This is a genomic window from Streptomyces acidiscabies, from assembly GCF_020010905.1.
GTDB classification, from domain to species: Bacteria; Actinomycetota; Actinomycetes; order Streptomycetales; family Streptomycetaceae; genus Streptomyces; species Streptomyces acidiscabies.
The window spans coordinates 5,238,296-5,265,201 of record NZ_JAGJBY010000001.1 but is presented as its reverse complement, the minus strand read 5'-3'; the positions used below and the strand labels follow the sequence as shown (position 1 = coordinate 5,265,201).

General features: G+C 71.8%; 28 protein-coding genes. 7 read left to right on the top strand and 21 right to left on the bottom strand.

What is annotated here, in order from left to right; translation table 11 throughout:
- Positions 1-340: 340 nt before the first annotated feature.
- The 10 genes from J8M50_RS23900 to J8M50_RS23855 form a co-directional block, all read right to left on the bottom strand.
- Positions 341-1,609: a lanthionine synthetase C family protein gene (locus J8M50_RS23900; protein WP_010355902.1), complete on the bottom strand. Its 1,269-nt coding sequence runs from the start codon at positions 1,607-1,609 to the stop codon at positions 341-343.
- The gene (locus J8M50_RS23895) at positions 1,581-2,753 is read right to left on the bottom strand and encodes a JmjC domain-containing protein (protein WP_010355901.1); all 1,173 of its coding nucleotides are present in this window, start codon (positions 2,751-2,753) and stop codon (positions 1,581-1,583) included. Before J8M50_RS23895 ends, J8M50_RS23900 begins: the two co-directional genes overlap by 29 nt.
- Entirely contained in the window at positions 2,750-3,931 is a 1,182-nt protein-coding gene (locus J8M50_RS23890) for a hypothetical protein (protein WP_010355899.1), read from the bottom strand. Before J8M50_RS23890 ends, J8M50_RS23895 begins: the two co-directional genes overlap by 4 nt.
- Complete coding sequence (locus J8M50_RS23885) at positions 3,928-6,345, bottom strand: DUF6624 domain-containing protein (RefSeq protein ID WP_040837173.1); 2,418 nt, start codon at positions 6,343-6,345, stop codon at positions 3,928-3,930. Before J8M50_RS23885 ends, J8M50_RS23890 begins: the two co-directional genes overlap by 4 nt.
- Positions 6,346-6,447: 102 nt before the next feature.
- A complete protein-coding gene (locus J8M50_RS23880; protein ID WP_162947387.1) occupies positions 6,448-6,615 on the bottom strand; it encodes a hypothetical protein in 168 nt (55 codons plus the stop codon).
- Between the two features lie 203 nt (positions 6,616-6,818).
- The gene (locus J8M50_RS23875) at positions 6,819-7,475 is read right to left on the bottom strand and encodes a P-type ATPase actuator domain-containing protein (protein WP_010355897.1); all 657 of its coding nucleotides are present in this window, start codon (positions 7,473-7,475) and stop codon (positions 6,819-6,821) included.
- A gap of 44 nt (positions 7,476-7,519) precedes the next feature.
- The gene (locus J8M50_RS23870) at positions 7,520-10,027 is read right to left on the bottom strand and encodes an AAA family ATPase (RefSeq protein ID WP_010355896.1); all 2,508 of its coding nucleotides are present in this window, start codon (positions 10,025-10,027) and stop codon (positions 7,520-7,522) included.
- 169 nt (positions 10,028-10,196) lie between these two features.
- Positions 10,197-10,454 carry a winged helix-turn-helix transcriptional regulator gene (locus tag J8M50_RS49210; protein ID WP_308010544.1) on the bottom strand — a complete coding sequence of 86 codons (258 nt, stop codon included), beginning with the start codon at positions 10,452-10,454 and terminating at the stop codon, positions 10,197-10,199.
- On the bottom strand, positions 10,360-11,655 hold the full coding sequence (locus J8M50_RS23860; RefSeq protein ID WP_006378747.1) for an ISAs1-like element IS1629 family transposase: 1,296 nt from the start codon (positions 11,653-11,655) through the stop codon (positions 10,360-10,362). The genes J8M50_RS49210 and J8M50_RS23860 overlap by 95 nt, the downstream gene beginning before the upstream one ends.
- A gap of 84 nt (positions 11,656-11,739) precedes the next feature.
- A complete protein-coding gene (locus J8M50_RS23855) occupies positions 11,740-12,006 on the bottom strand; it encodes a winged helix-turn-helix transcriptional regulator (RefSeq protein WP_223786253.1) in 267 nt (88 codons plus the stop codon).
- Positions 12,007-12,070: 64 nt separating this feature from the next.
- Here J8M50_RS23855 and J8M50_RS23850 point away from each other — a divergent pair, with 64 nt between their 5' ends.
- The 3 genes from J8M50_RS23850 (at position 12,071) to J8M50_RS23840 (ending at position 14,472) form a co-directional block, all read left to right on the top strand.
- On the top strand, positions 12,071-12,925 hold the full coding sequence (locus tag J8M50_RS23850; RefSeq protein ID WP_029184151.1) for an SDR family oxidoreductase: 855 nt from the start codon (positions 12,071-12,073) through the stop codon (positions 12,923-12,925).
- A gap of 229 nt (positions 12,926-13,154) precedes the next feature.
- Positions 13,155-13,550, top strand: a complete 396-nt coding sequence (locus J8M50_RS23845) for a nuclear transport factor 2 family protein (RefSeq protein WP_010355892.1) — start codon at positions 13,155-13,157, stop codon at positions 13,548-13,550.
- Between the two features lie 148 nt (positions 13,551-13,698).
- The gene (locus J8M50_RS23840; protein WP_010355891.1) at positions 13,699-14,472 is read left to right on the top strand and encodes a DUF4142 domain-containing protein; all 774 of its coding nucleotides are present in this window, start codon (positions 13,699-13,701) and stop codon (positions 14,470-14,472) included.
- A gap of 60 nt (positions 14,473-14,532) precedes the next feature.
- Here the strand turns inward: J8M50_RS23840 and J8M50_RS23835 are convergent, their stop codons facing one another.
- Positions 14,533-14,901, bottom strand: a complete 369-nt coding sequence (locus J8M50_RS23835) for a winged helix-turn-helix transcriptional regulator (protein WP_010355890.1) — start codon at positions 14,899-14,901, stop codon at positions 14,533-14,535.
- An 89-nt stretch (positions 14,902-14,990) separates the two neighbouring features.
- On the opposite strand from J8M50_RS23835, the gene J8M50_RS23830 reads away from it, so the two are divergent.
- A complete protein-coding gene (locus J8M50_RS23830) occupies positions 14,991-15,419 on the top strand; it encodes a MarR family winged helix-turn-helix transcriptional regulator (RefSeq protein ID WP_010355889.1) in 429 nt (142 codons plus the stop codon).
- A gap of 27 nt (positions 15,420-15,446) precedes the next feature.
- Here the strand turns inward: J8M50_RS23830 and J8M50_RS23825 are convergent, their stop codons facing one another.
- The gene (locus tag J8M50_RS23825; protein ID WP_010355888.1) at positions 15,447-15,824 is read right to left on the bottom strand and encodes a VOC family protein; all 378 of its coding nucleotides are present in this window, start codon (positions 15,822-15,824) and stop codon (positions 15,447-15,449) included.
- A 189-nt stretch (positions 15,825-16,013) separates the two neighbouring features.
- Positions 16,014-16,328, bottom strand: coding sequence for a VOC family protein (locus J8M50_RS23820; RefSeq protein ID WP_010355887.1), 315 nt, complete (start codon positions 16,326-16,328; stop codon positions 16,014-16,016).
- Between the two features lie 457 nt (positions 16,329-16,785).
- On the opposite strand from J8M50_RS23820, the gene J8M50_RS23815 reads away from it, so the two are divergent.
- A complete protein-coding gene (locus J8M50_RS23815; protein ID WP_010355885.1) occupies positions 16,786-17,085 on the top strand; it encodes an MBL fold metallo-hydrolase in 300 nt (99 codons plus the stop codon).
- A gap of 66 nt (positions 17,086-17,151) precedes the next feature.
- On the opposite strand, the gene J8M50_RS23810 is transcribed toward J8M50_RS23815, so the two are convergent.
- The 3 genes from J8M50_RS23810 to J8M50_RS23800 all read right to left on the bottom strand — a co-directional run bounded on the left by J8M50_RS23810 (position 17,152) and on the right by J8M50_RS23800 (position 18,566).
- A complete protein-coding gene (locus J8M50_RS23810; protein WP_010355884.1) occupies positions 17,152-17,901 on the bottom strand; it encodes a dienelactone hydrolase family protein in 750 nt (249 codons plus the stop codon).
- 171 nt (positions 17,902-18,072) lie between these two features.
- Complete coding sequence (locus J8M50_RS23805; protein WP_010355883.1) at positions 18,073-18,384, bottom strand: hypothetical protein; 312 nt, start codon at positions 18,382-18,384, stop codon at positions 18,073-18,075.
- Positions 18,381-18,566 (bottom strand): hypothetical protein, encoded by a 186-nt coding sequence (locus tag J8M50_RS23800; RefSeq protein ID WP_010355882.1) that lies wholly within the window; start codon positions 18,564-18,566, stop codon positions 18,381-18,383. The genes J8M50_RS23805 and J8M50_RS23800 overlap by 4 nt, the downstream gene beginning before the upstream one ends.
- A 99-nt stretch (positions 18,567-18,665) precedes the next feature.
- Between J8M50_RS23800 and J8M50_RS23795 the strand changes: the two genes are divergently transcribed.
- A complete protein-coding gene (locus tag J8M50_RS23795; protein WP_040837169.1) occupies positions 18,666-20,252 on the top strand; it encodes a TIGR03086 family metal-binding protein in 1,587 nt (528 codons plus the stop codon).
- A 27-nt stretch (positions 20,253-20,279) separates the two neighbouring features.
- Here J8M50_RS23795 and J8M50_RS23790 read toward each other — a convergent pair whose 3' ends face one another.
- The 5 genes from J8M50_RS23790 to J8M50_RS23770 form a co-directional block, all read right to left on the bottom strand.
- Complete coding sequence (locus tag J8M50_RS23790) at positions 20,280-20,939, bottom strand: MSMEG_1061 family FMN-dependent PPOX-type flavoprotein (RefSeq protein ID WP_010355880.1); 660 nt, start codon at positions 20,937-20,939, stop codon at positions 20,280-20,282.
- 125 nt (positions 20,940-21,064) lie between these two features.
- On the bottom strand, positions 21,065-22,270 hold the full coding sequence (locus J8M50_RS23785; RefSeq protein WP_010355879.1) for an FAD-dependent monooxygenase: 1,206 nt from the start codon (positions 22,268-22,270) through the stop codon (positions 21,065-21,067).
- A gap of 65 nt (positions 22,271-22,335) precedes the next feature.
- A complete protein-coding gene (locus tag J8M50_RS23780; RefSeq protein WP_010355878.1) occupies positions 22,336-23,118 on the bottom strand; it encodes an ABC transporter ATP-binding protein in 783 nt (260 codons plus the stop codon).
- 20 nt (positions 23,119-23,138) lie between these two features.
- On the bottom strand, positions 23,139-24,104 hold the full coding sequence (locus J8M50_RS23775; protein ID WP_010355877.1) for a FecCD family ABC transporter permease: 966 nt from the start codon (positions 24,102-24,104) through the stop codon (positions 23,139-23,141).
- A 56-nt stretch (positions 24,105-24,160) separates the two neighbouring features.
- Complete coding sequence (locus tag J8M50_RS23770; RefSeq protein WP_010355876.1) at positions 24,161-25,171, bottom strand: ABC transporter substrate-binding protein; 1,011 nt, start codon at positions 25,169-25,171, stop codon at positions 24,161-24,163.
- 497 nt (positions 25,172-25,668) lie between these two features.
- On the opposite strand from J8M50_RS23770, the gene J8M50_RS23760 reads away from it, so the two are divergent.
- Complete coding sequence (locus tag J8M50_RS23760; RefSeq protein ID WP_010355875.1) at positions 25,669-26,868, top strand: MFS transporter; 1,200 nt, start codon at positions 25,669-25,671, stop codon at positions 26,866-26,868.
- The last annotated feature ends 38 nt before the right edge of the window (positions 26,869-26,906 follow it).

Sequence of the window (26,906 nt, the reverse complement as noted above, 5' to 3'; positions counted from 1 at the left end):
GCCGCACGAACATCACGCCACATGAGACAACCTCTAAAGCTTCCGCTGCGTCGATCATCCACCGGGCGGTTAACCTCAAGCACTAAGGCGGAGCACCGGGGTTCAGGCCCTCTCAGGGGAGGTGGTCCCCGCGCCTGCGGGGGTGTTCGCCCCGCGGCGCCCCTTGCGTGACCCCGGCCTATGCGGTCCGCGAGGTACTGCCAGAGCCTCCAACGCTTCCACTTCGGGCGCCGACACGTCGGGAGGACATCCCAGTCGTCGGGGTCCGGCCAGCCCTCCGGCGGGTTCGTGGTGCCACGTGGCCACGGAAGGTTTCAAGTCGTGCAACACCCCCTCCCCCTCAGGCCAACAACAACGCCCCGTCCCACGACGTCGCGGGAACACCCCCGGTCGCGTACGTGTGCAGCGCCAGCGCGACCCCGGCAGCCCCTTCCAGCAGCCCGGGCCGGTCGAGGGGACGGGCGGCGAGGTGATGGTCGTACCGGTAGCCGAACGGTGCCTCGGGATCGAACTCGTCGATCACCCGGGCCGCCAGCCCGTCCGCGAGGCCCAGCAGGTCCGGGTCCTTGCTGTCGTGCGCCATCCGCAGCGTGATCTGGAGCATCCCCGCCCACCCGTGGCACAGCGCCGAGTCGACGGTCAGCTCCTCGCTCGCGGCGTTCACCGCACCGTACAGAGCGGCACATGCCTCGGCACACCAGTCCCCGCGCCCCAGCGCGAGGCCCGCGAGGTGGACGGCGCGGGCCGTGCCGACGGTGCCGTAGCACCAGGAGTCCCGCCCGTGTTCCGAAAGTTCGCCGTCGTCCAGGTGGGCCCGGGTGATCAGGTGCGGCCAGTACCCGTCGGCCGTACGCCACCGCGTGAGCAGCGCCATGATCCGTTCGACGGCTTCGGCGTGCCCCTCCACCCGGACGCCCGCCCGCCAGGCGAGGGCGAGCAGCGCGAGGGGGCCGGAAACCCCGTGCGCGAGGCCGAGGTTGAGGTGTTCGGGGAGTCCGTGGTCGAGTCCTTCGGTGATCCACCAGCCGTTCTCGGCGGTCGCGGCGGCCACGAGGGAGGCGAGGAGTTCGGTGAGCGCGGGGGATGCGTCGCGCCGGGCGAGGAGGTAGCGCCCGGTCCCGGTGGTGCCGCTCAGGACGTCGTACGTGGTCCAGGCGCCCACGGAGTGCCCCGCGCGCAGGCGTTCGCGGTCGGCGTGTGCGCGTCGGCGGGCCTGGTCGACGATGTGCCGGTCGAGCCCGGCGAGGAGGGTGGCGTAGCCGCCGTACGTGTCGGCGGCGGCCCGGGCGGCGAAGGCGAGGGCGGTCATTCCGCTGAACAGGGCCTGGGGTTGCAGGCGCAGTCCGGCCGCGAGGGCGGCGGAGAGGTGGGCGTGGACCTGGGCCGCCGGGCGGTGGAGTTCGGTGTGGAGGAGGGCGATCGCGGGGTGGCCGTCGGAGAGGCTCTGGGGGTGCCAGACGGGCTGGGGGTCGCCGGGGTAGTGCATGAGGTTGTCGGGGGCTGCGGCGACGGCCGCCACCCGTTCGGGGTCCGTGAGCCGGTCGGCGATCTCGGCGGCGATCCGGGCCGCCGCCTCCCGGTCAGTGGAGGTCGACGCGGGTGACGGCACGGATGCTCTCCAGGTCTTCCAGCAGGCGGCGTTCGGACGCGGGCAGACCGTGGACGCGCACGGTCTCCCCCGCCACGAGCCGCTCCACCAGCGCAGGCGCGCTGCCGGTCACGACGTGTCCGCAGGCGGCGATCCGCCCGTGCCCGGTGAGGAGGGGCGCGCAGGCGCGTACGGCGGTGTCGTCGCCCAAAGGGCGGGGTACGGCGGGTGGTTCGGTGGGCCAGAAGCCGCCCGCCGACGCGACGCTCAGGGCGAGGTCGGTGGCGCGGTCGGTGAAGACGTCCTCACGCAGGAGGCCGGCGAAGGCGGTCACGGCGTCGTCGAGGGCTGCGGGGAGGGTGCCGAGGCGTCCGTCCGGGCCCGCGTCGGGGGTGAACAGGGGTGCGGAGGCGGCCGGTCGGGTGCCCCGGAAGAGGTCCTTGACCTCGTAGTACGGCCGGTGTTCGCGGCGCGGGACGCCGACGTTGACGCTGGTCGCGGGGGCGCTGCCGGTGCTCTCGCCGACGTGGTGGTAGCGGGCGGGCCAGTACAGGAGGTCGCCGGGTTCGGCCTCGGCGACGAACGACGAGGCGAGGTAGGGCTGGTAGTCGAGGACCGTGTGCACCGGCTCGGTCCAGGGGCGGCCGTCCCAGAAGCGCATGCGTTTCGTGCCGCGTACGCAGTACAGGAACGTCGAGAAGCGGTCCTGGTGGACGCCGACGGGGCTGTGTTCGTAGGAGCCGTGGAACATGGTCGAGCCGGCGGAGTGCTCGGGGCGGCCGACGCGTTCCCACAGGCCGGCGTAGAAGCGCCGGGCGCGGTCCCACAGGGGGTGGGAGAAGGCGTGGAAGCGGTGGACGACGAGGGCGTAGCGCTGCTGGTCGAGGCGCTGGGCCAGGCGTCGTTCGTACCGGGCGAGGGAGCCGTCGGCGAGGTCGGGGAGGTAGTCGTGGAGCCGGGTCTGCTGGCGGCGCTCCACGAGGAACTGGAGGTTGGTGGGGACGGCGAGGGGGTGCGGGGGGCGGCTGCCGCGCACGGCGGCCCCGAACACCTCGTCCTCGGCGAACGGCCCGTCCTCGACGGCCTTGTACAGCACGGGTGCCCGGTCCCAGTAGCGGTCGACGAAGGTGTCCCAGTCGAAGGACTTCTCGGTGGTCAGGGTCATCGGGCGGGCACCTCGGCCAGGTCGAGGCCGCGCAGCCGGTAGAGCCGCTCCAGCAGCGCGAGCACGTTCTTGTCGTCGCCGAGGGCGTGGCACACCTCGGCGACCCGGGTCCGCTCGCCGCCGCGCAGCGCGCCGTACACGCGGTCGGCGGCTGCGGTGGGGAGGGTGAAGACGTTGCCGTTGACCGCCCACACCTCGTGCCGGGGGCCGTCGGGCATGCGGACGATCTCGCCGGTGAGGCGGATCGGGGTGTCGGGGGCGAGGGGGACGGCGTCGCGGGGCGCGGGGATCGGTTCGAGTCCGGCGGCCGACCGCAGCGCGGCCCAGCGCACACGCAGCGTACGGCGCAGGCGCTCGCCGCCGACGAGGTCGCGCAGGTCGTCGCCGAGGCCGGTGAGGCGGGCCAGGGGTTCGCCGATGTCTGCGCCGAGGGGGAAGTACGGCACGGTCTCGTCGTGTCCTCGCCGGGCGTGCACCTGGTCGGCGAGGAGGTCGCGCAGGGCGGCGAACGGCAGCCGCCGGTCGACGGGCACGCGCAGCCGCAGCGCCGTGCACCGCTCCCGGTAGACGTCGACGTGCCGCCGGTCGCCGGGCCAGTACAGGAGGTCGCCGGGTCCGCCGCTGAGGGTCGGTACGCCGCCGTCGGCGATCTCGGCGGGCGGCGGCCCCTGGGCCTCGTCCCACAGCCGTACGTCCATGCGCCCGCGCAGGATCCAGGTGAACGCCGCGTGCGTGGGCGGCTCGGCGGCGCCGGCGTGCTGGGTGAAGCGGTCGCCGGTGAGGATCTCGGCGGTCAGCGGCAGGTTGGGCCAGCCGACCTCCCGCCACAGGCCCTGGATCGCTTCGCGTACGGCCGCCCAGAGCGCGAAGTCGAGCAGCAGCGGCTGCCGTACGGTCAGCAGGTGGCCGTGTCCGGGTACGGCGGTGTCGAGGCGGTCGTGGTAGGCGTCGGGGGTGGGGTCGTCCGGCAGGAGGGCGCCGGGTGCGCGCAATCGGCCGTCGCCGATGAGGAGTTGGACGTCGGGCGTGACGCCGAAGCGGGTGCCGGCGCGGAAGGGGGCGCTGGCGTGGACGGTGAGTGCGTGGAGGGCCTCGATGGTGGCTGGGGGTGGGGCGGGGAGGCGGGTGGGCTCGCGTTCCCAGTGGTCGTGGGCGAACCGGGGCCAGTCGATGGTCATGGGGTCTGCCTCTCCGGTCGCTTCTTCGGTCTGGGGAAGCGTCGCCGGATGCGGTCCGTGTGGTCCGCGAGGGGCTCCATGCCCAGCTCGGCGCGGCGGTGGTCCACGTTCTCGGGGTCCTCGACGGGGCAGGGTTCGAGCCAGCCTGCCACGGGTTCGAACTTCGTGCCGTAGACCTGGGGTCGGCCCTCGTCGATGCGCAGGGCGTCGGTCAGGTAGGCGACGTCGCGCCAGGGGAGGTCGCCGCCCTCGGCCGCCTGCCGCATCAGGTCGAGGCAGTGCCTGCGGAAGTCGAGGTGGCCGTACGCGTGCTGGACGAGGCGGCTCGCCACGCCTGCCGCCGCGGCGCCGACGAGGGTGCGGCCGGGCCAGCCGTGCTCGGCGACGACCGTGGTCAGCCAGGCGATCCCGGCGTCGGTCAGGGTCCGCAGGCGGTCCTCGGCGGCGGGGTCGGTCATGCCGCCGTCCGCCCACGGGGTGCGGATCGCGCCGTCGAGCCGGTCCAGGCGCAGGAGGCGGCGGCGGATCTCCCCGGCGGGCGCGGGGTCGGGCGCCGGTTCGGGGGCGTCCAGGGGGTCGATGCGCAGGCGGATCGTGTGCCGGTTCCACAGGTAGGTGATGCGGCGGCCCGCTCCCGGCCAGTCGAAGGCGGCCTGTCCCTCGCCGGGGCTGTGCAGGAGCAGCCGTACGCCGTGCGTCTCGTCGGTGACGTCGAGGTCGGTGAGGTCGTCGAAGACGTGCTCGGCGGCGTCCCGGAGGGCCACGCCGAGGCCAGCGAGGGTGAGGTGCGCGGCGTCGAAGTGGTCCGGGTGCGGGGGCCAGCCCGCCTCGGGTTCGGGGTGGGCCGTGACGGGGGACGTCGTGAAGGCGTGCGGTGGGGGTGCGAGGGCGAGGACGGGGCCGCCGTCGAGGGCGCGGAGGAAGTAGGGGACGTCCATACGGCGCAGTTGGGCGAGTTCGGCGCGGTCGAAGCGGACATCCGGGGTCGCGGGGGCGGGGGCCGCGCCGCCGCCGGACAGCCAGCGGGGCATGAGGGCGTCGTAGTAGCGGAACGTGGGCTGACGCAGGACGCGTACGTGGTGGCCGGGGGCGGTGTCCACGAGGAAGCGGCGGATCGCGGGGCGCTGACGGCACATCAGGGTCCAGGCGTCGAACATGCCGCGCAGCATCGCCGGGAGGTAGGGGCCGTATCCGGTGCGGCCGTCGGTGTCCGCCACGACGGTTCGCGTCTCGGTTCTCGTGTGGGCGCGGTGGCGGCGGTGCAGGGCCAGGGCGCCGGACGGGGTGGGGCGCCAGCACACCGGGGGGCCTTCGGGGGCGCACCAGCGGGCGGTGGTCTCCAGGCCGACGTGGTGCTGGGGGGTGTCGGCGGTCGGGTCGTGCAGGAGGCCGGTGTCGTAGAGGCGGGTGACCTTGCAGAAGTAGATCTCCAGGTCGATGGGGTAGAGCAGGGGTTCGGGGTCGCCGGGGCGGGTGCCGGTGACGAGGTTGCCGCCGATCAGGTCGGTGATGCCGAAGGCGAACGCGGCGGCGGTCAGGGAGCCGGTGCGGTGCCAGAAGCGGGCCGCCTCGGGTGGGGTGAGGCGGGTGCCGGTGAGTTGCCAGGGGCCTTCGGTGCGGATCGGGGCCCACTGGGGTGGGGGTTCGATCCACTCCTGCCACAGGTAGCCCTTTTCGGCGCCGGGCCAGCAGGTGAGGAGCGGGAAGTGGACCTCTCCGGAGGCGGGGGGTGCGGCGTCGAGGAGGCCGAACAGGGAGGTGGGCGGGCCGGTCTCCGGCTCTGCCGTGAAGAGGAGTTCGCCCGATGCCGGGCGCGGTTTGTAGGCGATGCGGGCGCCGCCCGCGCACTCCAGGCGCAGGACGCGCTGACGTCCGTTGTGGGTCTCCTCGCCGTGCGTCCACAGTCCGACGACCGGGCCCTGGAATGCCGGATTCCCCGGCCAGCAGGTTGTGGTGTCTCTCTGTAATCTGTCCAGGAAAAGGGTGAGAAACGCCTCGCAGCGCGCCGCCCATTCCGTGACGCGTTCACGTGTGTAGTGCGGTCGTCCGGCCGCGCAGGCGACGAATGCCTCGGAGACGACCGGGCCGAAAACATCGCCGTTCGCGATTTCCAGGACGCTTGCGGAAATGACGGCGGAATAACGCCGGGTGGCGTCCGCGCACCAGTTGTCGAGCCGGTCCAGCAGGGCCAGCAGCGGCTCGAACCGGGGTTCCCTCAGCGCCTGCGCGAGCATCCGCGCGTCGCGCTCGCCGCCGAGGAGGCGTTCCGTCGCGACCGTGCCCTCGGGGCCGTCGGCGACCACGGGAGGGAACAGGGCGCCTGCTCCGCCGGCGCGGATCGCGTCGACCATCTTCCGTGCGGCGTACGGCAGTTCAGCGTGTGTGTCCTTCACGTCCTCGTCAGGGGCCCGCATCTCCCACAGCGGCCCCACGCTCACTCGCGCATCCGGCAAAGCTGCCCTCCCGGCTCGTGCCGTCCGGGTGGCACCGCCGTCGACGGCACCACCCGGCGCGCGTCAACAGCAGTAGATCCTCGAACACGTACCGCACGAGGTACCGCTGCCCGAGTTCATCGGTGACGTGAGCGGTGGAATATCCTGTTCCAGATCGCCGATCACCAGGTCGAATACGTCATCCGCACTCTCTTCCGACCCGATCCGGCCCTTTTCCTCGACAGCCTGCATGAACAGCCTCCTGCCGCGCTGGGTAATGGAACCGTCAATCAGTAGAACGGGGGGAAATAGGCGTGTCAAGGGTGCGGGGATTGCCATCGCATCGCCCCGGCACCGAAATTCCCGCCCGGCGTAGCGGGGGCTCCGGGTGGGAGACTGCCTCCGGTGAGCGCACCACTGGAACCAGCGAACTGGCGGAACTCCCCGTGACCGCATCACTGACGTGCACGAAGGTCCGTTCCCTCGAAGGGGGGTACGTCTACTGCTGGGAGAACGCGGAAGGGGGAACCGGCAGCGTCCTGATCGACCCGGAGGGATCGGTGGTCCGGCCGCAGGGACGGCTGCCCGACCGGGTCACCCGCACCTACTGGTAGCTCCTCCAGCACATCGAGCCCGGCAGATCGTCGGGGGTCTCCCTGCTGCCAGGAATCGGCCGGGGGTTCGCCGTCGGGCCCCGCCGCGACCATGCCGTCCGTGGCGATCCGCTCGCTGGGCCGGACCGGCAGGATGTCGCCGCCCCGGAGTTCACCGGGCGCGATCTCCTGCTCGGCGTCGCCGCGCCGGACGGTCGCGGTGGCCGGGACGAGGTCGGGCAGAGCGCGCGAGCCGTGCCGGGCGCGGGCGACGGCGTACTCCTCCAGGGCCTCGGCTGTGGAGAAGCGGGGAGGCGAGGGGGCGGCCTCGCCGTTCGCGACGGCGGCGACGGTCATCAGCGGGCCCGGCGATTCCGCGAGGGCGGAGGGGTGGGCGGGCGCCTCCAACAGGGTCGGCAGCAGCCGGCGCCGGTTCTCGTCCGCCAGCGCGGTGCCGACCCGGGCCGGCGCCTCGGCGTTCGTGGCGGCTGCGGGGCCGTGTCGGTTCGTCGTCCCCATGAGACCTGCCAGTGCGGCTCGCGCTGAATTCGGTGAAGCCTGGATCAAGCCTCACGACGGCTGCGCGCCAGCCACCGCCCGGTCGGGGTCGTCCCGGCGCGGGCCAGGTCCTCGGGGGTTCCCTCGGCGGCGAGGCGTCCGCCGTCGGGACCCGGTCCGGGGCCGATGTCGAGGACCCAGTCGGCGTTCCAGATCAGATCGGTGTCGTGGTCGATGACGATCACGGTGGCGCCGGTGTCGAGGAGCCGGTCCAGGGTGGTGACGAGGGTGGCGACGTCCTTGGGGTGCAGACCGACGGAGGGTTCGTCGAAGACGTAGACGGTGCCCGGCTTGTCGCTGTGCAGGGCGGTGGACAGGCGCATGCGCTGCGCTTCGCCGCCGGACAGGGAGGGGGTGGGTTCACCGAGGGTGAGGTAGCCGAGGCCGACCTCGCGCAGGGCGCGCAGGGGACGGTGGACCGCGCGCTGGCCGGCGAAGCGGTCGGCGGCCTCGTCGACGGTCAGGCGCAGGACGTCGGCGATGGTCAGTCCGTCGCGGACGACGTCCAGCACGGCGGGGTCGTAGCGTCCGCCGTGGCAGGTGTTGCACGGCATCGGCAGGTCCGGCAGGTACTGGATGTCGATGGACAACTCGCCGAGCCCTTGGCAGCCCGGGCACTGTCCGGCCTTGGTGTTGTAGGAGAAGTGGCCCGCGTTCCAGCCGCGTTCCCGGGCCTCGGGGGTGGCCGCGTAGAGCTTGCGTACGGCGTCCAGGGCTCCGGTGTAGGTGGCGGGGGTGGAGCGGGAGTTGGCGCCGATGGGGGACGCGTCGATGAAGCGCAGGGTACTCAGCGGCTCGTCGCAGGCGAACGTGCCGACGTGGTCCGGCAGCGGGGTGTCGGTGAGGTGGGCGCGCAGGGCGGGCGCGAGGCTGTCGAGGATCAGGGAGGACTTCCCGGAGCCGGAGACGCCGGTGACCAGGGTGAGGCGGTTCAGGGGGAGGGCGACGGACAGGTCGCGCAGGTTGCGCAGTTCGGTGACGTGCAGGCGCAGGCACGGGCCGCCCTCGTCGACGCGTCGGGGCGTGCGGACAGTGAGGGGTGCGGTGCCGGCGAGGTAGGGGCCGGTGACCGAGCGGGGGTCGGCGGCCAGGTCGGCGGTGGTGCCCTGGGAGTCCAGGGTGCCGCCGGCGCGGCCGGCGCCGGGGCCGATCTCGATGAGGTGGTCGGCGGCGCGCATGATCTCCAGGTCGTGGTCGACGACCAGGACGGTGTTGCCGTCGTCGGCGAGCCGGTTCAGCGCGGCGAGCAGGCCGTCGAGGTTGGCGGGGTGCAGTCCGATGCTCGGCTCGTCCAGGACGTACAGGACACCCGCGGTGCCGGCGTGGAGGGTGGCGGCGAGTTGGATGCGCTGGAGTTCGCCGGTGGACAGCGTCGGGCCGGGGCGGTCCAGGGTGAGGTAGGCCAGGCCGAGGTCGATCAGCGGGCGCACCCCCTCGGCGAGGCGGCCGGCGAGGTCGTCGGTGAGCGCCTTCAGGTCGCGCGGGAGCCGCGTCGAGAGGGTCTCGGCCCAGGTCAGGACCGTGTCCAGGGTGAGAGCGGAGGTCTCGGCGACGGTGCGGCCGTCGAGGAGGGTCGCCAGGGTCTCCTCACGCAGCCGGGTGCCGTGACAGGTCGGGCAGGCGCGGGTGGTGGTGAAACGGGCGGCGCCCGCGGTGTCGCGGGCCTCGGTGACGGCACGGCGGGCGCTGACGTACGTCATGTTCAGCCGGAACACGCGGCCGGTCTTCGTGGGGACGGCGATCTCGTGCGCCTCGGGGGGTCCGTCCAGGACGAGGTGGCGCTGTTCGTCCGTGAGTTTCCGGAAGGGTACGTCGGTGGGGACGCCCATCTGGGAGACGACCAGGGGCATCTCCCGCCGTCCGGGCAGCTTCCAGGAGGCGACGGCGCCCTCGTCGAGGGTCAGGGAGTCGTCCGGGACGAGCGTGTGGTCGTCGATGTCGTCGACGGTCCCCAGGCCCGAGCAGGTCGGGCAGGCGCCGAGCGGGGAGTTGAAGGAGAACGACTCGGAGGCGGGCATCTGGAAGTACGCGCCGCACTCTGGGCAGGTCTGCCAGCCGTTCTCGTCGGTGGTGCCGGTGCCGACCTCCTCCAGGGTGGGGGTGGAGAGGTGGCCGTTGGGGCAGCGGTGTTCGCCGACACGTGAGAACAGCAGCCGCAGCAGGTTGTAGACCTCGGTCAGCGTGCCGACGGTGGAGGAGCGGCCCGGCGTCGGCGGACGCTGCCGCAGCGCGACGGCCGAGGGGACATGGGTGACGCGGTCGACCGGCGACGGAGGCGTCTGGCCGACCCGCTTGCGCTGGTAGGCGGTGAGGGCGTCCAGATAACGGCGCGAGCCCTCGGCGTACACCGTGCCGAGCGCCAGAGAGCTCTTGCCCGAGCCGGACACGCCGGTGATCACGGTCAGCGCCCACAGCGGAATGTCGACGTCCAGGCCTTTGAGGTTGTTGTGCCGGGCCCCGCGCACCTCCACGAAGCCGGGCAGGGCGCGGGCGGCGGGGTGGGGTGCGGACATGCCGGGCCTCCAGGGAGCGGGTCGGTACGAATTCACCACGTATTCGACTTCGACGGACGGGACTTTCGATCCGGAATTCGACATCGCCGAGAAATATGCGCAGGCGAGATCAAGCTTTCCGAAAAAGAGCCGCTTACCTCAACGTAACCATTGGGAAGTGTGTCACGGATCACTCCCCCGGGCCTTGTCCAGCCTGCTCAGGCATCGACAGCGCCCAGGTGGCCATGGCGTCGAGCACCTCACGCAGCCCTTCGCCCACGGGGGTGAGGCGGTACTCCACTCGGGGCGGGATCTCCCAGGGCCCCGGCGTTTGCCCGGGTCGTCCGGTTTGATCATGTGATGCCGTAGAGGCTGAGGACGAGGGTGCGTTCGGTGTGGGCTCGGCGGCCGGCGGCGGTGTTGACGTACCCGGCAAGCTTGAGCGCACCGCGGATCAGGTCGCGGACGGCGGCGAGGACTGAGGGCGTGTTGTGGGTCCTGACCTGGGACTTGTCCTCGTTGAAGGTCACATCCCGACACCAGTGGACGGTGTTCTCCACGGTCCAGTGCCCGCGAGCCCATGAAGCGATCTCGGCGGCACTCGCTTCCTCGGCGGGCAGGTCGGTGATGGCGTAGACGGTCTCGCTGGACCACTTCTTCGCTCCGTAGAGACGGCGTCTGCGCTGGATGCGCAGGACCTGGGCCGCGTGGGGAAAGAGCAGGCCGTTGACGGTGACGACCTGGACGAGACGCTGTTCGTGGCGGCCGTGGCCGCGGGCGTCGTCACGGTGGATGACGGGGATCTCCTTCCAGGGCAGGGCGTGGAGCTGACGGGCTTGGCCGCGCTGGTTGTTCTTGATGGTCAGCAGGTAGTGGGCGCCGCGTTCGTGCAGGTAGGTGGCGTGGTCGCGTTGGGCGTGGAGGGCGTCGGCGGTGACGACGGCCCCCTTGAGATCGGCGTCGTCGAGCTGGTCGAGCAGGGGTTGGAACTCGGGGATTTCGTTGGTCTTCGCGCCGATCTCGCGGGAGGCGAGGGTGATGCCGTCGCCGTGCCGGACGGCGGAGAGCACGAAGACGCGGCTGCCGTCCGGGCGCTTCGCACTGCGCAGGCACTTGCCGTCCACCGCGATGGCCCGGCGCCGGGAGCGCACCGGTTCGGCGCGGGCGGCCGCCCGGTGGGCGCGGCGCTGTTCGCGTTCGATGCCGCCGTCGGGCATGAGCGGCTCGGGAGAGTGGGACACCGTGGACAGCAGGGGCCGCAGGTGGTCGTAGCCGGCCGCGCTGACCTCACCGGGATCGAGCCGCCCCAGAACGGTGCGCAAGGTCTTCTCGCTCGGGATCCGGTAGCGGCCGCGCAACGGATGGTAGGGCAGACCGAAAGCGGCCAGTTCCTCAGGCGTCGCACGTCGGCACCACTCCGCCGCCGCGGTGATGGAGTCATGGCCCGCCGGGGTCATCGCACAGACCACCAGGGCCAGCAGCGAGGAGACCCGGTAGCGCACCCCGCACGCCCCGCGAGGATCGGTGACCGACTCGAACTCGGCAACCAGGCCGCGGACTTGGTCTCGCGCGGCATCCGAGCCGAGGGCCTCCAGGCGGGGCGCCGGAGAGACGGGAACGACGGCAGGGGATGATGGAGGAACGAACACGGCACCTTCGTGGATCTTGCAGCGTAGAGAACTCCATGATCCACAGGTGCCGTGTTCATCTGCTTCCGAGGCCCGCCAGCATGATCAACCGGCCCAGGCCGGGGCGATCCGGGCAAACGCCGGGGCCCTGGGGATCTCCGCGTACGCGGTACGGGTGACCAGGCCATGTCGCTCGAACCGGCGCAGTCGGCTGGTGAGCGTGTGGGGGCTGATGCCGGGCAGGGCGTCTCGCAGTTCGGTGAAGCGTCTGGGCCCCGGGAGGAGTTCCCGCACGATCAGCGTGGCCCACGGTCCGTCGAGCAGGGCGAGAAAACGGGCGACACCACATTCGCGTTCGCAGAGCTTGTTCATTTTTCCGAGGCTAGTCAATTAGTGCAGTTGATGTAACCGAGGTGTCCCGTGCACTAATGACGCCATGACTTATGTGATTCACGGCGCCACCGGCGCCCAAGGGGCTCCCGTCGTCGCCGCGCTGTCCGCTGCGGGCAAGTCCGTCGTCGCACTCACCCGTGACGCGTCCGCATCCGTCCCCGGCGCGCGGATCGCGGCCGTCGACTACACCTCTCCCTCCGCCCTCACCGACGTCTACCGGGGCTCGGAGGGCGTCTTCGTCCATCTGCCGGTGGTCCCGGAGGCCGACCGGCTGGTCTACGCCCGCAACGTCGTCGCCGCCGTACGCGAGGCCCGTCCCGGCCGGGTGGTGTTCTCGACCAGCGGGTTCGTCCTGGGCTCCGTCGGCGGTGACGGTTTCGGGAGCGCGGTTGCGCTGCTCGTCGAGGGGCTGGCGGACAGCGGGGTTCCATACGCGGTGATCGAGCCTCGGCTGTACTTCGAGAACCTGCTCCTGCCGTTCGTCGCCGAGGCGGTCCGGGAGGAGGGCGTGCTGCGCTATCCGCTGCCCGCCGGTTTCCGGGTCGCATGGACCTCCCACCTGGACATCGCCGATGCCGCCGTCGCCCTGTTCGACCGCACGGACGTGACCGGTGTGGTCGCCGTCGGGCAGGACCCGGCGATCACCGGGGAGGACATCGCCGCGGCCTTCGCGGCGCGGACGGGCCGGAAGGTCGTCTTCGAACCCCTCTCCCCGGAGGCCTTCCGCACCGCCGCCGCGCCCCTGCTGGGCGAGGGTCCGGCCGCGGATGTCGCTGCGGGCTACCGGGCCATGAGCACGCTGCCGCACCACGCGATCCCGGCCGAGCGGTCCGCGCGGAAACTGCTGGGCCTCACCCCGCGGACCGCCGGCCAGTGGCTGGCCGACATCGGCCTGTAGCCGCCGCCCGGCGTGCACCCCCTGACGGCCGCGCACATCCACCCCATCACCTGTGACCTGCGACACATGAACCCATTGGTTACGTTGAGGTGACCGGTTACCGACGGTGACCATAGGAGGGCGGGCGAGGGGTGAACATCCCCGAATTGCGGCCCGCCACCCGTCACCCCCAGCCTGTTGTCAGAGCGCCACACCGCCCGCACCCTCGCGGGCATCAGGAGGAACCGTCATGACCAGCAAGAACGTCGACATCGCCCGCGAGTACTTCACGGCCATCCAGACGGGCGACCTGCGCAAGGTCGGGGAGCTCCTCGGCGAGGACGTCGTCTGGCATCAGCCGGGCGCCAACCGGTTCTCCGGCGAGCACAAAGGGCGTGACGCCGTCTTCGCGATGCTCGGCGGGATGATGGAGGCCAGCCAGGGGACCTTCGCCATCGACACCGTCCACGCCCTGATGGGGAACAGCGACACGGTGGCCGCGAACATCCACTTCGCCGGCCGGCGCGACGGCGCGTCCATGAGCATGGACGGCGTGGACGTCCTGCGCGTCGGCGACGGGAAGATCGTCGAGGTGTGGCTCTTCTCCGCCGACCAGGCCGCCGAGGACGCCTTCTGGGGCGAGTAGGCGGACCTCGCCCGCCGGGGTCCGGAGCCAGTGACAGGCACTCCGGACCCCGGCGGAGGGGGCGTTCCGCGACGAGCGCTTCCGGCTGGGCCGGCGAGAAGGATTGTCATGCCCTCGACATAACCACCCGTACCCGACAGGAGGAACGGTGCGCTTCACCCGCAACGCGATAGGAACCCTCTTCGTGGGCGGCGCTCTCACCATGACGCTCGCCGCGCTCGTCTACCCGTCGATGCTCGGCATCGAGAAGGCATCCACCGGCGGCGAGAGGATCATCGCCGACACCCAGTGGGGTCCCCTGACCGAGGCTGACCGGGACTTCGTCGTCAAGGTCCGCGCCGCCGGACTGTGGGAGTACCCCGTCGGCCAGATGGGCCTCCAGAAGGGCACCAGCAAGGGCGTCGTCAACGCGAGCGAACACCTCATCGACGGCCACGCCGCCCTCGACGTCACCTGCCGCAAGATCGCCCCCCTGCTGAACATCACCCTGCCGAACGTCGCCAGCCCCCAACAGGTCGGCTTCGTCAGCCAGCTGGCCTCCGCGAGCAAGGGCGACCAGTTCGACCGCGAGTACGCCAACATCCTGCGCCAGACGCACGGCTCGATCTTCACCACCGTCGCGAAGATCCGCGCCACCACCAAGAACACGCTGGTGCGCTCCCTCGCCGACCAGGGCAACGACATCGTCCTCGACCACATCGTCCAGATGGAGCAGACCGGTCTCGTCGACATCGACCAGACCCTCTTCCAGCAGACGACCCCGCCCAGGCTCCCGAAGTCCGACCTCACGCCGCCGCCCGGCGTCGCGGGCGGACAGGTCCTCGTCCTGGAGCCGCCGCCGACCGCGACCACCACACCGCTCGACATCGACGCCATCGCCGGCACCGAGGACGGGGTGACCGCCGATCCTGTCGGCGGCTGATCCGCACGACGATGCCGCCGCGAGTTCCGGACTCGCGGCGGCATCGTTCCCGTGTGTACGTCAGGTCCGGGCGTCGTAGTCCTCACGAGCCGCCATCACCTCGGCCATGTGCTCCTCCGCCCAGCGGCCCAGCGCTTCGAGGGGTGCGTGCAGGCTGCGGCCCAGGTCGGTCAGTTCGTACTCGACGCGGGGCGGGACCTCGGTGTAGCTGTGCCGCGTGACGATGCCGTCGCGCTCCAGGTCCCGGAGGGTGTCCGTGAGGACCTTCGCGCTGATGCCGTCCACCGTCGTACGCAGGTCACCGAAGCGCAGCGGGCCTCCGGTGAGGGCGATGACGACCATGGCCGTCCACTTGTTGGCGATGCGGGCGAGCGAGGTCCGGGAGGGACAGGTCGCCGTGAGGATGTCGAAGGCCGGATGCTGTGTCATGCGTGGCACGCCCTTGCTCGTTCACGTGGGACGTACTTGCGGGACTACCATTCGGTATTCCTGGAAGCATGTTCTGTGGAAGATGACTTGTGGCTGATCTCAAGCAGGTGTACCGCGATCTCGTCCAGTTCGAGATCGAGCTGTGGAACGCCGTCGACGCACGGTTGCAGGCCGCGCACGGCCTCCCCCTCACCTCGTTCGAGGTGATGCGCCTCCTCGGGCAGCGCTCCGAGTGCCGCGTCCAGGACGTCGCGGAGGCGTTCGGAATCACGGTCGGGGGCACCAGCAAAGTCGTCGACCGGCTGGAGGCGTCCGGTTACTGCCGCCGCCGCCCGAACCCGAACGACCGGCGCTCCTCCCTCATCGAACTCACCCCCGAGGGACGGCGGTTGACGGACGCGGCGGAGAAGGACTTCGAGGCGGAACTCGACCTGCGGATCGGTTCGGTGCTGTCCGAGGACGAGCTGGAGACTTTCGGCGCCACGCTCAGAACGCTGCGGGCTGCTCGACCCGTGTAACGGCGCCGGGCAGCCCTCCCGCAAAAGTCACCGAGCGGGGACCGCGTACACGCCGAAGTGGTTGCCCGCGGTGTCCTCCAGCCGGGCGAAGCTGAAGCCCGAGGCATCGGTCACCTGCGGCATGAGCACCTTGGCGCCCAGGCCCTCGGCCCTCACGACGGCCTCCCGCACGTCCGGGACGAGGATGTAGAAGATCGCGTAGTTGTCGAACTTGCCCTCGGACTCCCAGACGCCGCCCGCCGGCAGTTCGCCACCGGGCGTCAGGACCGCGTGATAGGTCACGTCGGGCATGTCGGTGTTCAGGGCGTACTTCCACCCGAACATCTCGCCGTAGAACTCCTTGACCTCGTCCGGCCTGTCGGTGCCGAACTCGATCCAGGCGGTGGGGAAGGAAGGACCGGCCATCTTGTTCTCTCCTCAGGGGAAATAGGGGGATTTACGAGCATGCAGCACGACGCACGCCGGCGCACTCCTGCGGTCGCCGGGAGCGGACTCCGGTACGCCGCAGGATTGCCGAGGGCACCACCGTAGACGTATCCATTCCATGGAAGCAACTTCCCGGGATTAATGTTCCGTACTCTCGCCGACCTGCCGTCAGGTCGCGTGGACCTCGACCGTGCGGCCGTCCGGGTCGGTGAGCAGGTGGCGGCCCGGGGACAGTGGCGGTGTGGCTGTCGCGCCGTCGATCGACAGACCCAGCCGGAGGGCGTCGGTCCGGCGGTCCGGGCGGGCGGGGTAGAGCTCGAAGACCGTGCCGTCGCCGAGGACGGCGGCGTAGTGGTCGGGTCCCTGACCATGCCGCTCCGCCGTGAAGCGCAGGCCGAGGTTCTCGTAGAAGCGCCGGCACTCCTCCCGTTGGGGCGAGTACAGCACCAGCAGCGTCACGCGGGCCGAATTCGAGTCGGTCATGAGGTGGTGGGTCCTCTCGCTGGGGGCGGTCGCGATCTGCCTGGTCTCGGCACCGGGATCGACTCCCCCGCACCTCCGAGCCGACGCCATCATGGCCAACGCCCGCCCCCGCCCGGTCCAGACCCCCCTGATCACCACCGCCTACGTCGCCCCTGCGCCTCAGCGCTCGACCCCCGCCGGCGTCAGGCTCAATCGCCTGGCCCACCGGTCCGTGGGATGAGGGCGGCGTTCGACCAGCTCCCTCCTTCAGCTTGTCGATCACGACGACGGCGTTGGAGGGGTCGCAGTTCATCCGCGCGGCCAGTTCGCCGAGGGTCGTCGGAGCTGTCAGCGCGCGCAGGCTGGGGGTGGGCCCCGCCGCTGAACACGTACGGCGTCATCACGGGCGGCGCCCTGCTCGACAACCTCGCCGCGCTCGGCCACGACCCGGCCGGCGTTCACACGTGCCGACTACGTCGTGGCCGAACCCGAGTGGGCGCAGCGTCACGTCCTCGAAGCGCAGGCCCTGGAGCCGCAGGTGCGGACCGTCGCCGAGAGCGAGGAGGCCTTCCCCGGCGCCCGGGTGCGGCTCACTCCCGGCCACACGGTGTACGTCATCGAGGCGGGCGGGAAGCGGGTCGTCTTCGGTGACGCCTTCCACTCCCCTCTCCAGATCACCCGCCCCCCGTGGGAGAACACGATCGGCTTCGCGGTCCACTTCCCCGACCCGTTCGGCATGTCCGCATCGAGAGCCCGGGAGGACGCCCGGCTCTGGTAGCGGGCCCTGTTGGGAGGGACCGCCGCCAGGGCCTCACGTCAGGGGGTGCTTGGGGTAGCGCTCACCTCAGGTCGCGCTCCCTTCGAGCAGCGCCCCCTTCAGGTGGCGGCCGTAGAAGCGGTCCCCGTCCTCCAGCTCGAACCACGGGGTGCCGGTGTGGCCGCCCAGGTTGGCGTGGAGTGTCTTCTGTTCGCTGCCGAACGCGTCGAACAGGTCCAGGGCGCGCTCGCGGGGGTTGCCCTCGTCGTCCCACTGGAGCAGGAGCAGCAGGGGGACGGTGACCTTCCGGGCCTCCTCGCGCTGGGCGTGGGGGATGTAGCCCCCGGCGAAGAAGCCGGCGGCCCGGATGCGGGGGTCGGTCGCCGTGAGGTGGATGCCGAGGGCGGCCCAGCCGGAGTAGCCGACCGGGCCGTCGATGCCGGGGAGGGCGAGGAGGGCGTCCAGGGTGGCCAGCCATTCGGGGGCGGCGCCGGTGACCAGGGGGCCGACGAGGGACTCGAAGGCGTCGTCGGCCGGTTCGCCCGCCCGCATCGCCCGGCGGATCTCGGCGCGGGCCTGTTCGGCGGCGGCCGGCCGGGGGCGGTCGCCGCAGCCGGCGGCGTCGACGGAGGCCACCGCGTAACCGCGGGCCGCCGTGTAGCGGGCCCTCGCCACCAGCCGGTCCTGCTTGCGGGACATGCCGTTGTTGTGGGCCATGAGGATCAGCGGGAGCGGCTGAGCGGAGTCCGGCGTCCACAGGGTGCCGGGGGTCTCGCCGAGGGTGAAGTCACGTTCGAGGACGCCGTCGTCGAGGCGCTGCTCGGAGATGAACTGCATGGGTCGAGCCTTTCGGGAGTACACGACGGCGCTCCCGGACGACCTGTCGCCCGACCGTGACCCCGGAGAGGAGCACCCATGTCGATACAGCGTTCACGGGTACCACCTCCTCGTTCTCTCGCACGGCCACCGGAAACCTAACAGGGGCCGCGCGGTCCGCCAACGGGTTTTCTACAGGTCGAGCACCGCGCGCAGGGCGTTGTCCACGAGCTCCTGCTGTTCGGGGCCGATGTTGCCGTGCGGTGTGCCGGTCTCGAAGCGCGTGGCGGCCAGTTGGAGGAGGTTGACGGCGACGAGGGAGGCGTCGACCGGCGCGGTCAGGCGCACGCTCATCGCCGTATCCGGGTGCTGCGCGGGCGCGTGGAGCACCACGGCGACGACGGCGCCGTACGCCTCGGCGAGGCCGTCGAGGCTGACGACGAGGACGGTGCGGGTGCCTTTGCCGGTGTCGACGTCCCAGACGTCGCCCTTGCGGACGGTCACAGGGTGTCGCCCTCGCCCGTGAGGTCGAGGGGCGCCAGGGAGGCGAGCGTGCGGGCGGCGTCGAGCGTCATCTGGCGGCGTACGGCGCGGACGATGTAGTCGTTCAGCGAGGGGGCACCGGCGGCGGCGTCCCGCAGCTGCTTGTCCATGGCGTCGGGGATGCGCAGGGTGATGGCGGTCATGACACCAAATCTAGTGGCAGAGGTGCCGTCACGGAAGCGGGTCTTCTCCGTCGGCGGCTGCTTGACTCTCCCACTGGGGGAGAGTCGAGGGTGGAGCACATGCGCAAGGACGACGCGTCGGGGCCCACGTGGAGCATCGGGGCCGTGGCACGGCGGACCGGGCTGCCGGTCAAGGTGGTCAGGCACTGGTCCGACGTGGGCATCGTGACCCCGGTTCACCGGACCGCCGGCGGCTACCGCCAGTACGACACCGCCGGCGTGGCCCGGCTCCGGATGGCCCGCACCCTGCGGGACCTGGGGATGGGGCTCGGCGCGATCCGGGCCGCGCTGGACCGCGAGGGCGGGCTCCCGGAGGTGGCCGCGGCCCACGCCGAGGCGCTGGAGGCACAGATCCGCCGGCTGCGGACCCACCAGGCCGTCCTGCGCGCCGTCACCCGCCGTACCACTCACGAAGGGCTTGCTCTGATGACCCGTACCGCCCGCATGTCCCCCGACGAACGCCGCGAGCTGGTCCACGACTTCCTCACCGGCACCCTCGGTGATCTGGACGTGCCCGACTTCCGCGAGGGGCTCCTCGCGGCCGGCTCCGAGCTGCCGGAGGATCCCACCGACGAACAGGTCGAGGCGTGGCTGGAGCTGGGTGAGCTGGTCGCCGGTGACGAACTGCGGGCCGCCATGCGGCGCATGGCCGAGTACGCCGCTCGTCAGGGGCGGGGAGTACGGGACCCCGGCGCGGCGGCGGAGATGCGCGCGCTCACCGACACCTGGACCGCACGCGTCCGCGAAGCGATGCGGACCGGCATCGCGGCGGACTCCCCGGCCGCCGATCCGGTCGTCGCCGGTATCGTCGCCGCCTGGCTGCCCAGCCGCGCGAACACCGGCCCGGCCGTGACCGCCGACGGTCCCGGCGCCCGCGGGCTCCTGCGCGAGCAGCTCACCGCCGCGGCCGAGCCCGCCGTCGAGCGCTTCTGGCATCTGCTGTGCGTCCTCGGTGGCCGGCCCGTGCCCGCCGGGATCGCCGAGGAGGGCCGGTGGCTCGTCACCGCCCTGCTCACCAACCCCGCGCCGGGCGCGCGCGACGCCCGGCTCGAAGCCCTCTACGCCGACGACAGCGACCCCTGGCCGGGGGGTGTGCTGGAGGCTTTCGTCCGCGTCCAGGACACCGTCGGCACGCTCGTGCGCGCGGCGGGGCCGGACCGGTTCGGCCTGCCCACCCCCTGCACGGACTGGACCGTACGGGATCTCCTCGACCACCTGGTGTGGGAGAACCTCGTCTGGGGCGCCCTGGCCCAGGGCACGTCTCCCGCCGTCGGCCACGCCGAGGACCACCTCGGCGACGACCACGTCACCGCCTTCGCGACCGCCGCCGCCACGGCACGCGCCGCCTTCCGGCAGCCCGGCATGTTGACCCGCTCCTTCGGCCCCGCCCCCGGCCGCCGTGTGGTCGAGCAGCTCCTCGTCGAACTCCTCGTGCACGGCTGGGATCTCGCGACCGCCCTCGGCCACGGCCACGATCTGGAGCCCGACATCGCGCGCGCCGCCCTGCCGGTGGTCAGGGAGATCTACGGCGGCCTGCCCCGTACCGCCGGCGGGTCCCTCGCGCCGGCCCGGCCCGCTCCCGAACACGCCCCGGCCCTCGATCAGTTGGCGGCGTTCCTGGGCCGAGCGACCGAACGCGCCTCCTGAGGGCAGGTGCCGTTCCTGGACGCGGTGTCACTCGTAGCGGTACTTCAGGGAGTCCGCCTCCGCCTGCTGGATGTCCGCGATCGTCAGGTCCGGGTTGCGCAGTTGGGCCAGGGTGACCTCCGCCGAGGTGGGCTGCGCGTCCGCCGCGAGCCAGGCGTCCGGCTTCCATGCCGAGCTGCGCAGGAGGGCCTTGGGGCAGTGGGGGTAGACCGCCTCGATGCCGATGACCAGGGCGCCGGCGGGCGGTTTGCCCACGGCGGTGAGCTGGGACAGCAGGTCGGGGCGGGTGGAGACGCAGGCCCGGCCGTTGACCCGGAGGGTCGTGGTGCGCCCGGGGATGATGAACAGGAGCCCGGCGCGGCCGGTGGCGATGACGTTGTGCAGGGTGTCGAGGCGCTTGTTGCCGGTCGCGTCCGGTATCGCGAGGGTCCGGTCGTCCAGGACGGAGACGAACCCGGCGGGGCCGCCGCGCGGCGAGACGTCGCAGTTGCCCTCGGCGTCCGCGCTGGCGATCATCACCAGCGCGGCGCAGCCGATCAACCGCCGGGTCTGCTCGGTGAGTTCGGTCATCTCCTTGCGCCTGGCCGCGTCGCCGGGGTCTTCGTAGGCCAGGCGCAGCGCCTCGGTGTCGCGGACGGCGTCGAGGCTGAGGGAGTCGAAGGCGGTGCCGGTGAGCGATGTCGTCATGCCGTCGACCCTAGGCGGTGCCGGCGATCTTCGCGGAGGGGTTTACGCGGGGCGTTCGCGCAGGGGGTTCACGCGGGAAGTCCACCCCCCGCCAACCGCTCCGGCCGCCGACCACGAACCCCCGCCTACCGCGCCAACCGCCGCCCCCCGAACCCACCCGCCCCGGTCGCCTCCTTCCACCAACTCTCCAGCGCCGCCTGATCGAACGTCCGCCAGTTCGGCGTCTCCGTGACCAGCGCCCGCCCGAGCCGCCGCCCCAGATCGACCATGCCCCGGCCGACAGGAGCGCGGCCCGCGTCGTACGCGGCGAGTCCCTCGGCCCAGGTGTCCGCCGAGGTCAGGGACGTCTCCAGGAGGGTGACGTCCTGGAGTGCCTTGACGGCGCCCGCGCCCGTGTGAGGACGGGCGACCGTGGCCGCGTCGCCGACGAGCAGGGCGCCGTTCACCGCGTAGTGGGGTGCCGTGAAGTCGTAGATGGGCTGGAGGAGCAACTCCTCGGGCGCGGTCTCCTGGACCAGGTCGGCCCAGTAGGGCGGCAGCAACTCGGCGCAGACGTGGGCGAGATGGGCGCTCAGTCCGTCGCCCGCCGTGCCCGGCGGGACGCTCGTGGGCGTCCGCATGCCCTGGTCGAGGCCGGGCGGCGTGGTCGAGTAGAGGACCCAGTTGACGCGGTGCCCACCGGCCCCGTCCGGGATGCGGTACACGACGAGGTGACCGCCGTCGAAGAGGACGTACGCCCCGTCACCGTCGGGCAGGAGTTCCGGATCGCGCAGCCGGCTCTCCGGGTAGGCGCCGCGCCAGGCCAGGTAACCGGCGTACTCGGGACGGACGTCGGCGTACAGAGCCGCGCGCACCGCCGAGCGGTAGCCGTCCGCGCCGACGACCGCGTCGTAGCGCTCGCTGCGCCCGCCCGCGTGCACCACGGCGCCCTCCGGTGTCAGCTCGACCGCCTCGACCGCCGCACCGGTGCGGACGTCCGCCCGCTCGGGCACCCGGCGCCTCAAGTCCTGCCAGAGGGAACCCCAGTTGTAGGTGCGGAAGGAGAAGGGCATGACGGCGACCTCACGGCCGCGCGGGTCCGCCGCGCCGTCGCGGACGTAGAACCGGTTGTGAACGAGCCACCCCGACGGGACGGAGGCGCCGATGTACCCGGCGGACTCCAGTTCCGCGTACCGGTCGCTGTGGACGGCGATCCCGACCCCGCGCTCGGCCATCCGGCCCGAGGCCCGCTCGTACACCGTGATCTCCCCGGCCCCCGCCCGCTCCAGAGCGAGCGCCGCCGCGCACCCCGCGATGCTCCCGCCCACGACCGCAACCCGCCCACCGTGCATTCCGCACCTCCGAACTCGCCACGTATCGCGTCAATTCATCATGTCAGCCGCGTGATTGAAGGGGATCACGCCCCCCGCGCCAGCGGCTGCGCCGCGTACGTGATCCGCACGACGCCGTCCGCGTGCCGTTCCGTCGTCGCGTGGACGCCGAAGACGTCCGCGAGGATCTCCGGGGTGAGGACCTCCAGGACCGGGCCCGCCGCGACGACGACTCCCGCGTTCAGGACCACCACGTGGTCGCAGAGGCGGGCCGCCAGGTCGAGGTCGTGGAGGACCGCGAGGGTGGTGATGCCGGTGGTGCGGATGAGGTCGAGGAGTTCGAACCGGGCGCGGATGTCGAGGTGGTTGGTGAGTTCGTCCAGGACCAGGAGGTCCGGGTTCTGGGTCAACGCCCTTGCCAGGAGGGTTCGTTGGCGTTCACCGCCGGACAGGGAGGGGTAGGGGCGGTCCGCGTACGGGCGTACGCCGCAGCGGTCGATCGCGTCGTCCACGGCTCGTCGGTCCTCGGCGCCGTCGCGGGTCAGCAGGCCGTGGTGGGGGCTGCGGCCGAGGGCGACGATCTCCTTGACCGTCAGGCCGGTCGTGTTGCCCGCGGTGTCCTGGAGGACGGCGGCGGTACGGCGAGCTGCGGCTCGGGGCGTCAGGGACCAGACGTCGTCCTCGCCGACCCTCACCACTCCCCCGGCGGGGCGCAGGGAGCGGTAGACGGTCCGCAACAGGGTTGATTTTCCACTGCCGTTGGGGCCGATCAGGCCGACGATGTCGCCCTTGTGGGCCTCCAGGGTGACGCCGTGGAGGATGGGGGTGCGGTCGAGGGTGACGTGGAGTCCTTCGACGGTGAGTTTCATCGGTCCAGCTCCCGGTTCCATCAGTCCAGCCCCTTGTTCCGCCGCAGCAGCCACAGGAAGAACGGCGCTCCCAGCAGCGCGGTCAGAATCCCCAGCGGCAGTTCGTTCGGCCGGCTCAGCGTGCGGGACAGCAGGTCCACCAGGACCAGGTACACCGCGCCCAGCAGCGCCGTCAGCGGCAGCAGCCTGCGGTGGTCCGCGCCGAGCGTGAGCCGGACCAGGTGCGGGATCATCAGGCCGACGAAGCCGATGCTGCCGGCGACGGCGATGACGGTCCCGGTGAGGAGCGCGCACAGGACCAGGAGGATGGCCCGCAGCCGGTTGACGTCGACGCCGAGCGCCGTGGCGGACTCGTCACCGGCGAGGAGGACGTTCAGGCGGCGGCCGAACAGCGCCAGCAGGACCGTCGTGGCCAGGACGACGACCGCGACCGTGGGCACCTGGTCCCACTCCGCGCCCGCGACGCTGCCCAGCATCCAGAACATCACCGTCCGCAGCTCGGTCGGCGACGCCTGGAGCTGGACGAAGCTGGTCGCGGACAGCAGGACGTACCCGACGGCGACCCCGGCGAGGACCAGCCGGGTCGGGGCGAGGCGCCCTTGTCGCCGGCCGAGCGCGAAGACCACCGCCCCGGCGGCGACCGCCCCGAGGAACGCCGCCCCCGACACCCCGAGCCCGGCGAGCGCGGCACCCCCGCCGAGGGTGATGACGAGCACCGCACCGAGCGTGGCGCCGTAGGAGAAGCCGAGGACGATGGGATCGGCGAGCGGGTTGGAGACGACGGTCTGGAGGACCGCGCCGCAGACGGCGAGCCCGGCACCGACGAGGGCGGCGAGCAGGACGCGCGGGGTACGGAAGGTCCAGACGATCTGGTCGAGGGCCGGGTCGGACGGCGGGGTGCCGGCGCCGGTGACGTGGTGGAGGACGATCGTCCAGACGTCGCCGACGGGGACGGTGACGGCGCCGATGCTGATGCCGAGGATCATCGAGGCAGCCAGCGCGAATGTCAGGAGCGTGCACGCCAGCGCGGCCCGGTGACGTGTCAGAACGCCTCCGGGTGCAGCGCCCTGGCGATCTTCTCCACGGCCAGGTCGTTGCTCGGGCCGAGGTACATCGAGTCGGACAGTGTCACGTACGTCCTGCTGCGCGCGGCCGGCCACTGGGGGAACTCCTTGAGCAGTTTCTCGGCGTAGGCCGCCGGGTTCGGGTCGTTGTAGGCGATGACGACGAGCGCGTCCACGCTGGTCGCGGCGGCCTTCTCCTTGCTGAGGTCGGCGAAGGTGGTCGTGGCGGCGTTCGCGAAGGCGTTGGTGGCGCCGGCCTTGGCGAGGATGTCGTTGAAGATGCCCCGGGAGACGACCGAGCTGAAGTCGTTGGTGCCCATGGACATGTTGGAGAAGAGGACCATGACGTTCGGCTTCTTCGCGGCCTTGGTCTTCGCCGTCACGGACGCGATGTGCGCCTTCGAGGCGGTGATCAACTGCTCGGCCTTGCCGGAGACTCCGAAGACCTTCCCCATGTCGCGCAGGAGCCGATAGCTGTCGGCGACGGTCATCTTCGACGGGTCCTGGTCGCAACCCGCCGGGGAGACATAGCTGTTGGCGCCGACCGTCCTCAACTGGTCGCGCGTGGCGAACCCGTTCTTCTCCTCGAAGCCGTACGAGGTGACGGACAGGACGAGGTCGGGGCGCAGCGCGAGCATCGGCTCGCGGGGGATGTCGTAGGCGTCGTTCGGCTTCACGTTCCCGGTGGGCAGCGCCTTGATCTCGGCGGCCCGGCCCGGGACTTCGGAGGCGCCGTAGCTCTGCTGATTGGCGACGATCCGGTCCTTCAGCCCGAGGGCGAGGAGGGTGGAGACCTCGGCGACGGAGGCACCGTTCATGACGACGACCCGGCGCGGGGACTTCGTGAACGTCACCTCCTGCCCGCAGTTGGTCAGGGTCACCGGGTAGCCGGCTTCCGCCGTACCGCCCGCCCGCTCCTCGGCGGGCGACGCGCCACACGCTGCCGCGAGCAGGCACAGCACGGCGGCGACCGGCCGTTTGATCGACATGGGGGCTCCTTGCTCGATGCGTTCCGGTGCAGTAGTCGGGCGCCAGGGCCGGTCAGTTCCCGCGAACATGTGTCAACTTCCGTGCACGCAAGGTGATTTGCTGTCGACCAGCAAGGCCGAACGGGCGCGGGAGACATGGACAGCAGCCGGGTACGGGCGGAGGCGCGGCTCTGGAAGCGGTGCAGGCTCTCGAAGGCGCGGACGAAGTACTCGGCCGCGCCGGGGTCGCCGCTGCGGGCGGCCAGTGCCCAGGCGGTCACCGCACGTCGCGGGCAGGGAAGAAGCGATCACGTGATGCCCCTCTCGGGTCTCCGGCAGACGGGTACGCCGGACCGGCTCGGCCACGGCGGTGGACGAAGCTCAGCGAAGTTCCGGTGGTTCCGGCCGCCTCAGAGGGCGGCGGCACCCGCCCGCAGCGCGCCGCGTAGGTCACGCCGAAACAATCGAACAGATATAATGTTCGAAACTCGCACTTATAAACATGATTCATGTTCGTTATGGTGGTCGGTATGGATCGTTCGCTCCGTGCCGCTCGCGCGGCGACCTTCGTCTACTTCGTCCTCAACGGCACCCTGATCGGCATGTGGGTGGTCCTGATCCCCGCCGTCGAGGAGCGTGTCGGCATCAGCCACGCGACGCTCGGCGGGTTCCTCGTGCTGCTCGGCTGCGGAGCCTTCGCCGGTATGCAGGTGTCGGGTCGACTGACCGACCGGCTCGGGACACGGACCGTGGTCCCGGCGGCCGGTGTCCTGTGCAGCGCGACGCTGATCCTGCCGGGCCTGGCGGCGGAGCCGTGGTCGCTCGCCGTCGCTCTGGTCGTGTTCGGCTTCTGCAACGGCTGCCTGGACGTCAGCATGAACGCGCACGCCGTACACGTGGAGAAGGCGTACGGCCGGCCCGTCATGTCCGCCTTCCACGCGACGTTCTCCGTCGGCGGGGTCCTCGCCGCGCTCATCAGGGTCGGCGCGGTCGGCGTGGGACTGTCGACGGCCGCGACGCTCGGCGTGGTCGCGGCGCTGGGGGTGGCCACGGCTCTGGTGTCGGCGCGCGCGCTCCTCCCCGCGAGCCCGGCAGAAACAGGAACCGACGACACACCCGCACCCGCCGCGAAGCGCTCCGCACCCACCCGGATCTGGGCGTTGGCCGCCCTCGCCCTCATGATCATGCTGTGCGAAGGTGCCGCCAACGACTGGAGCGCGCTCCACCTCAAGAGCATTCTCGACGCGTCGGAGACGACAGCCGCCTTCGGCTACGGCATCTTCGCCGCCGCGATGACCATCGGCCGCCTCTTCGGCGACCGCCTCACCGCCAGGTTCGGTCCCGTGGCGATCCTGCGCCACGGCTCGGCGACGGCGGCCGTCGGCATCACCGTCGTAGCGCTCTCCCCCTGGGTGTGGACGGTCTTCCTGGGGTGGGCTCTCTTCGGCCTCGGCCTGTCCGGCTGCATCCCCCAGCTCTTCAGCGCGGCCGGCCACGCCGACCCCTCGGCCGCAGGCGCCAACGTCTCCCGCGTCGCCGGTCTCGGCTACCTCGGGATGCTCGCCGGCCCCGGCGTCATCGGCTGGCTGACCCACGCGATGCCGCTGAACGAGGCGTTCCTGCTGATGACGCTGCTGTGCGGGGTCACCGCCGTGGCCTCGGGGATCCTGCGCACCGGCGCCGAGCAGCCGCGCGAGGCCGTACCCAGCGGCCACTGACCGCCTGTGCGGCACGGTCCTGACGCCGTGCCGCACAG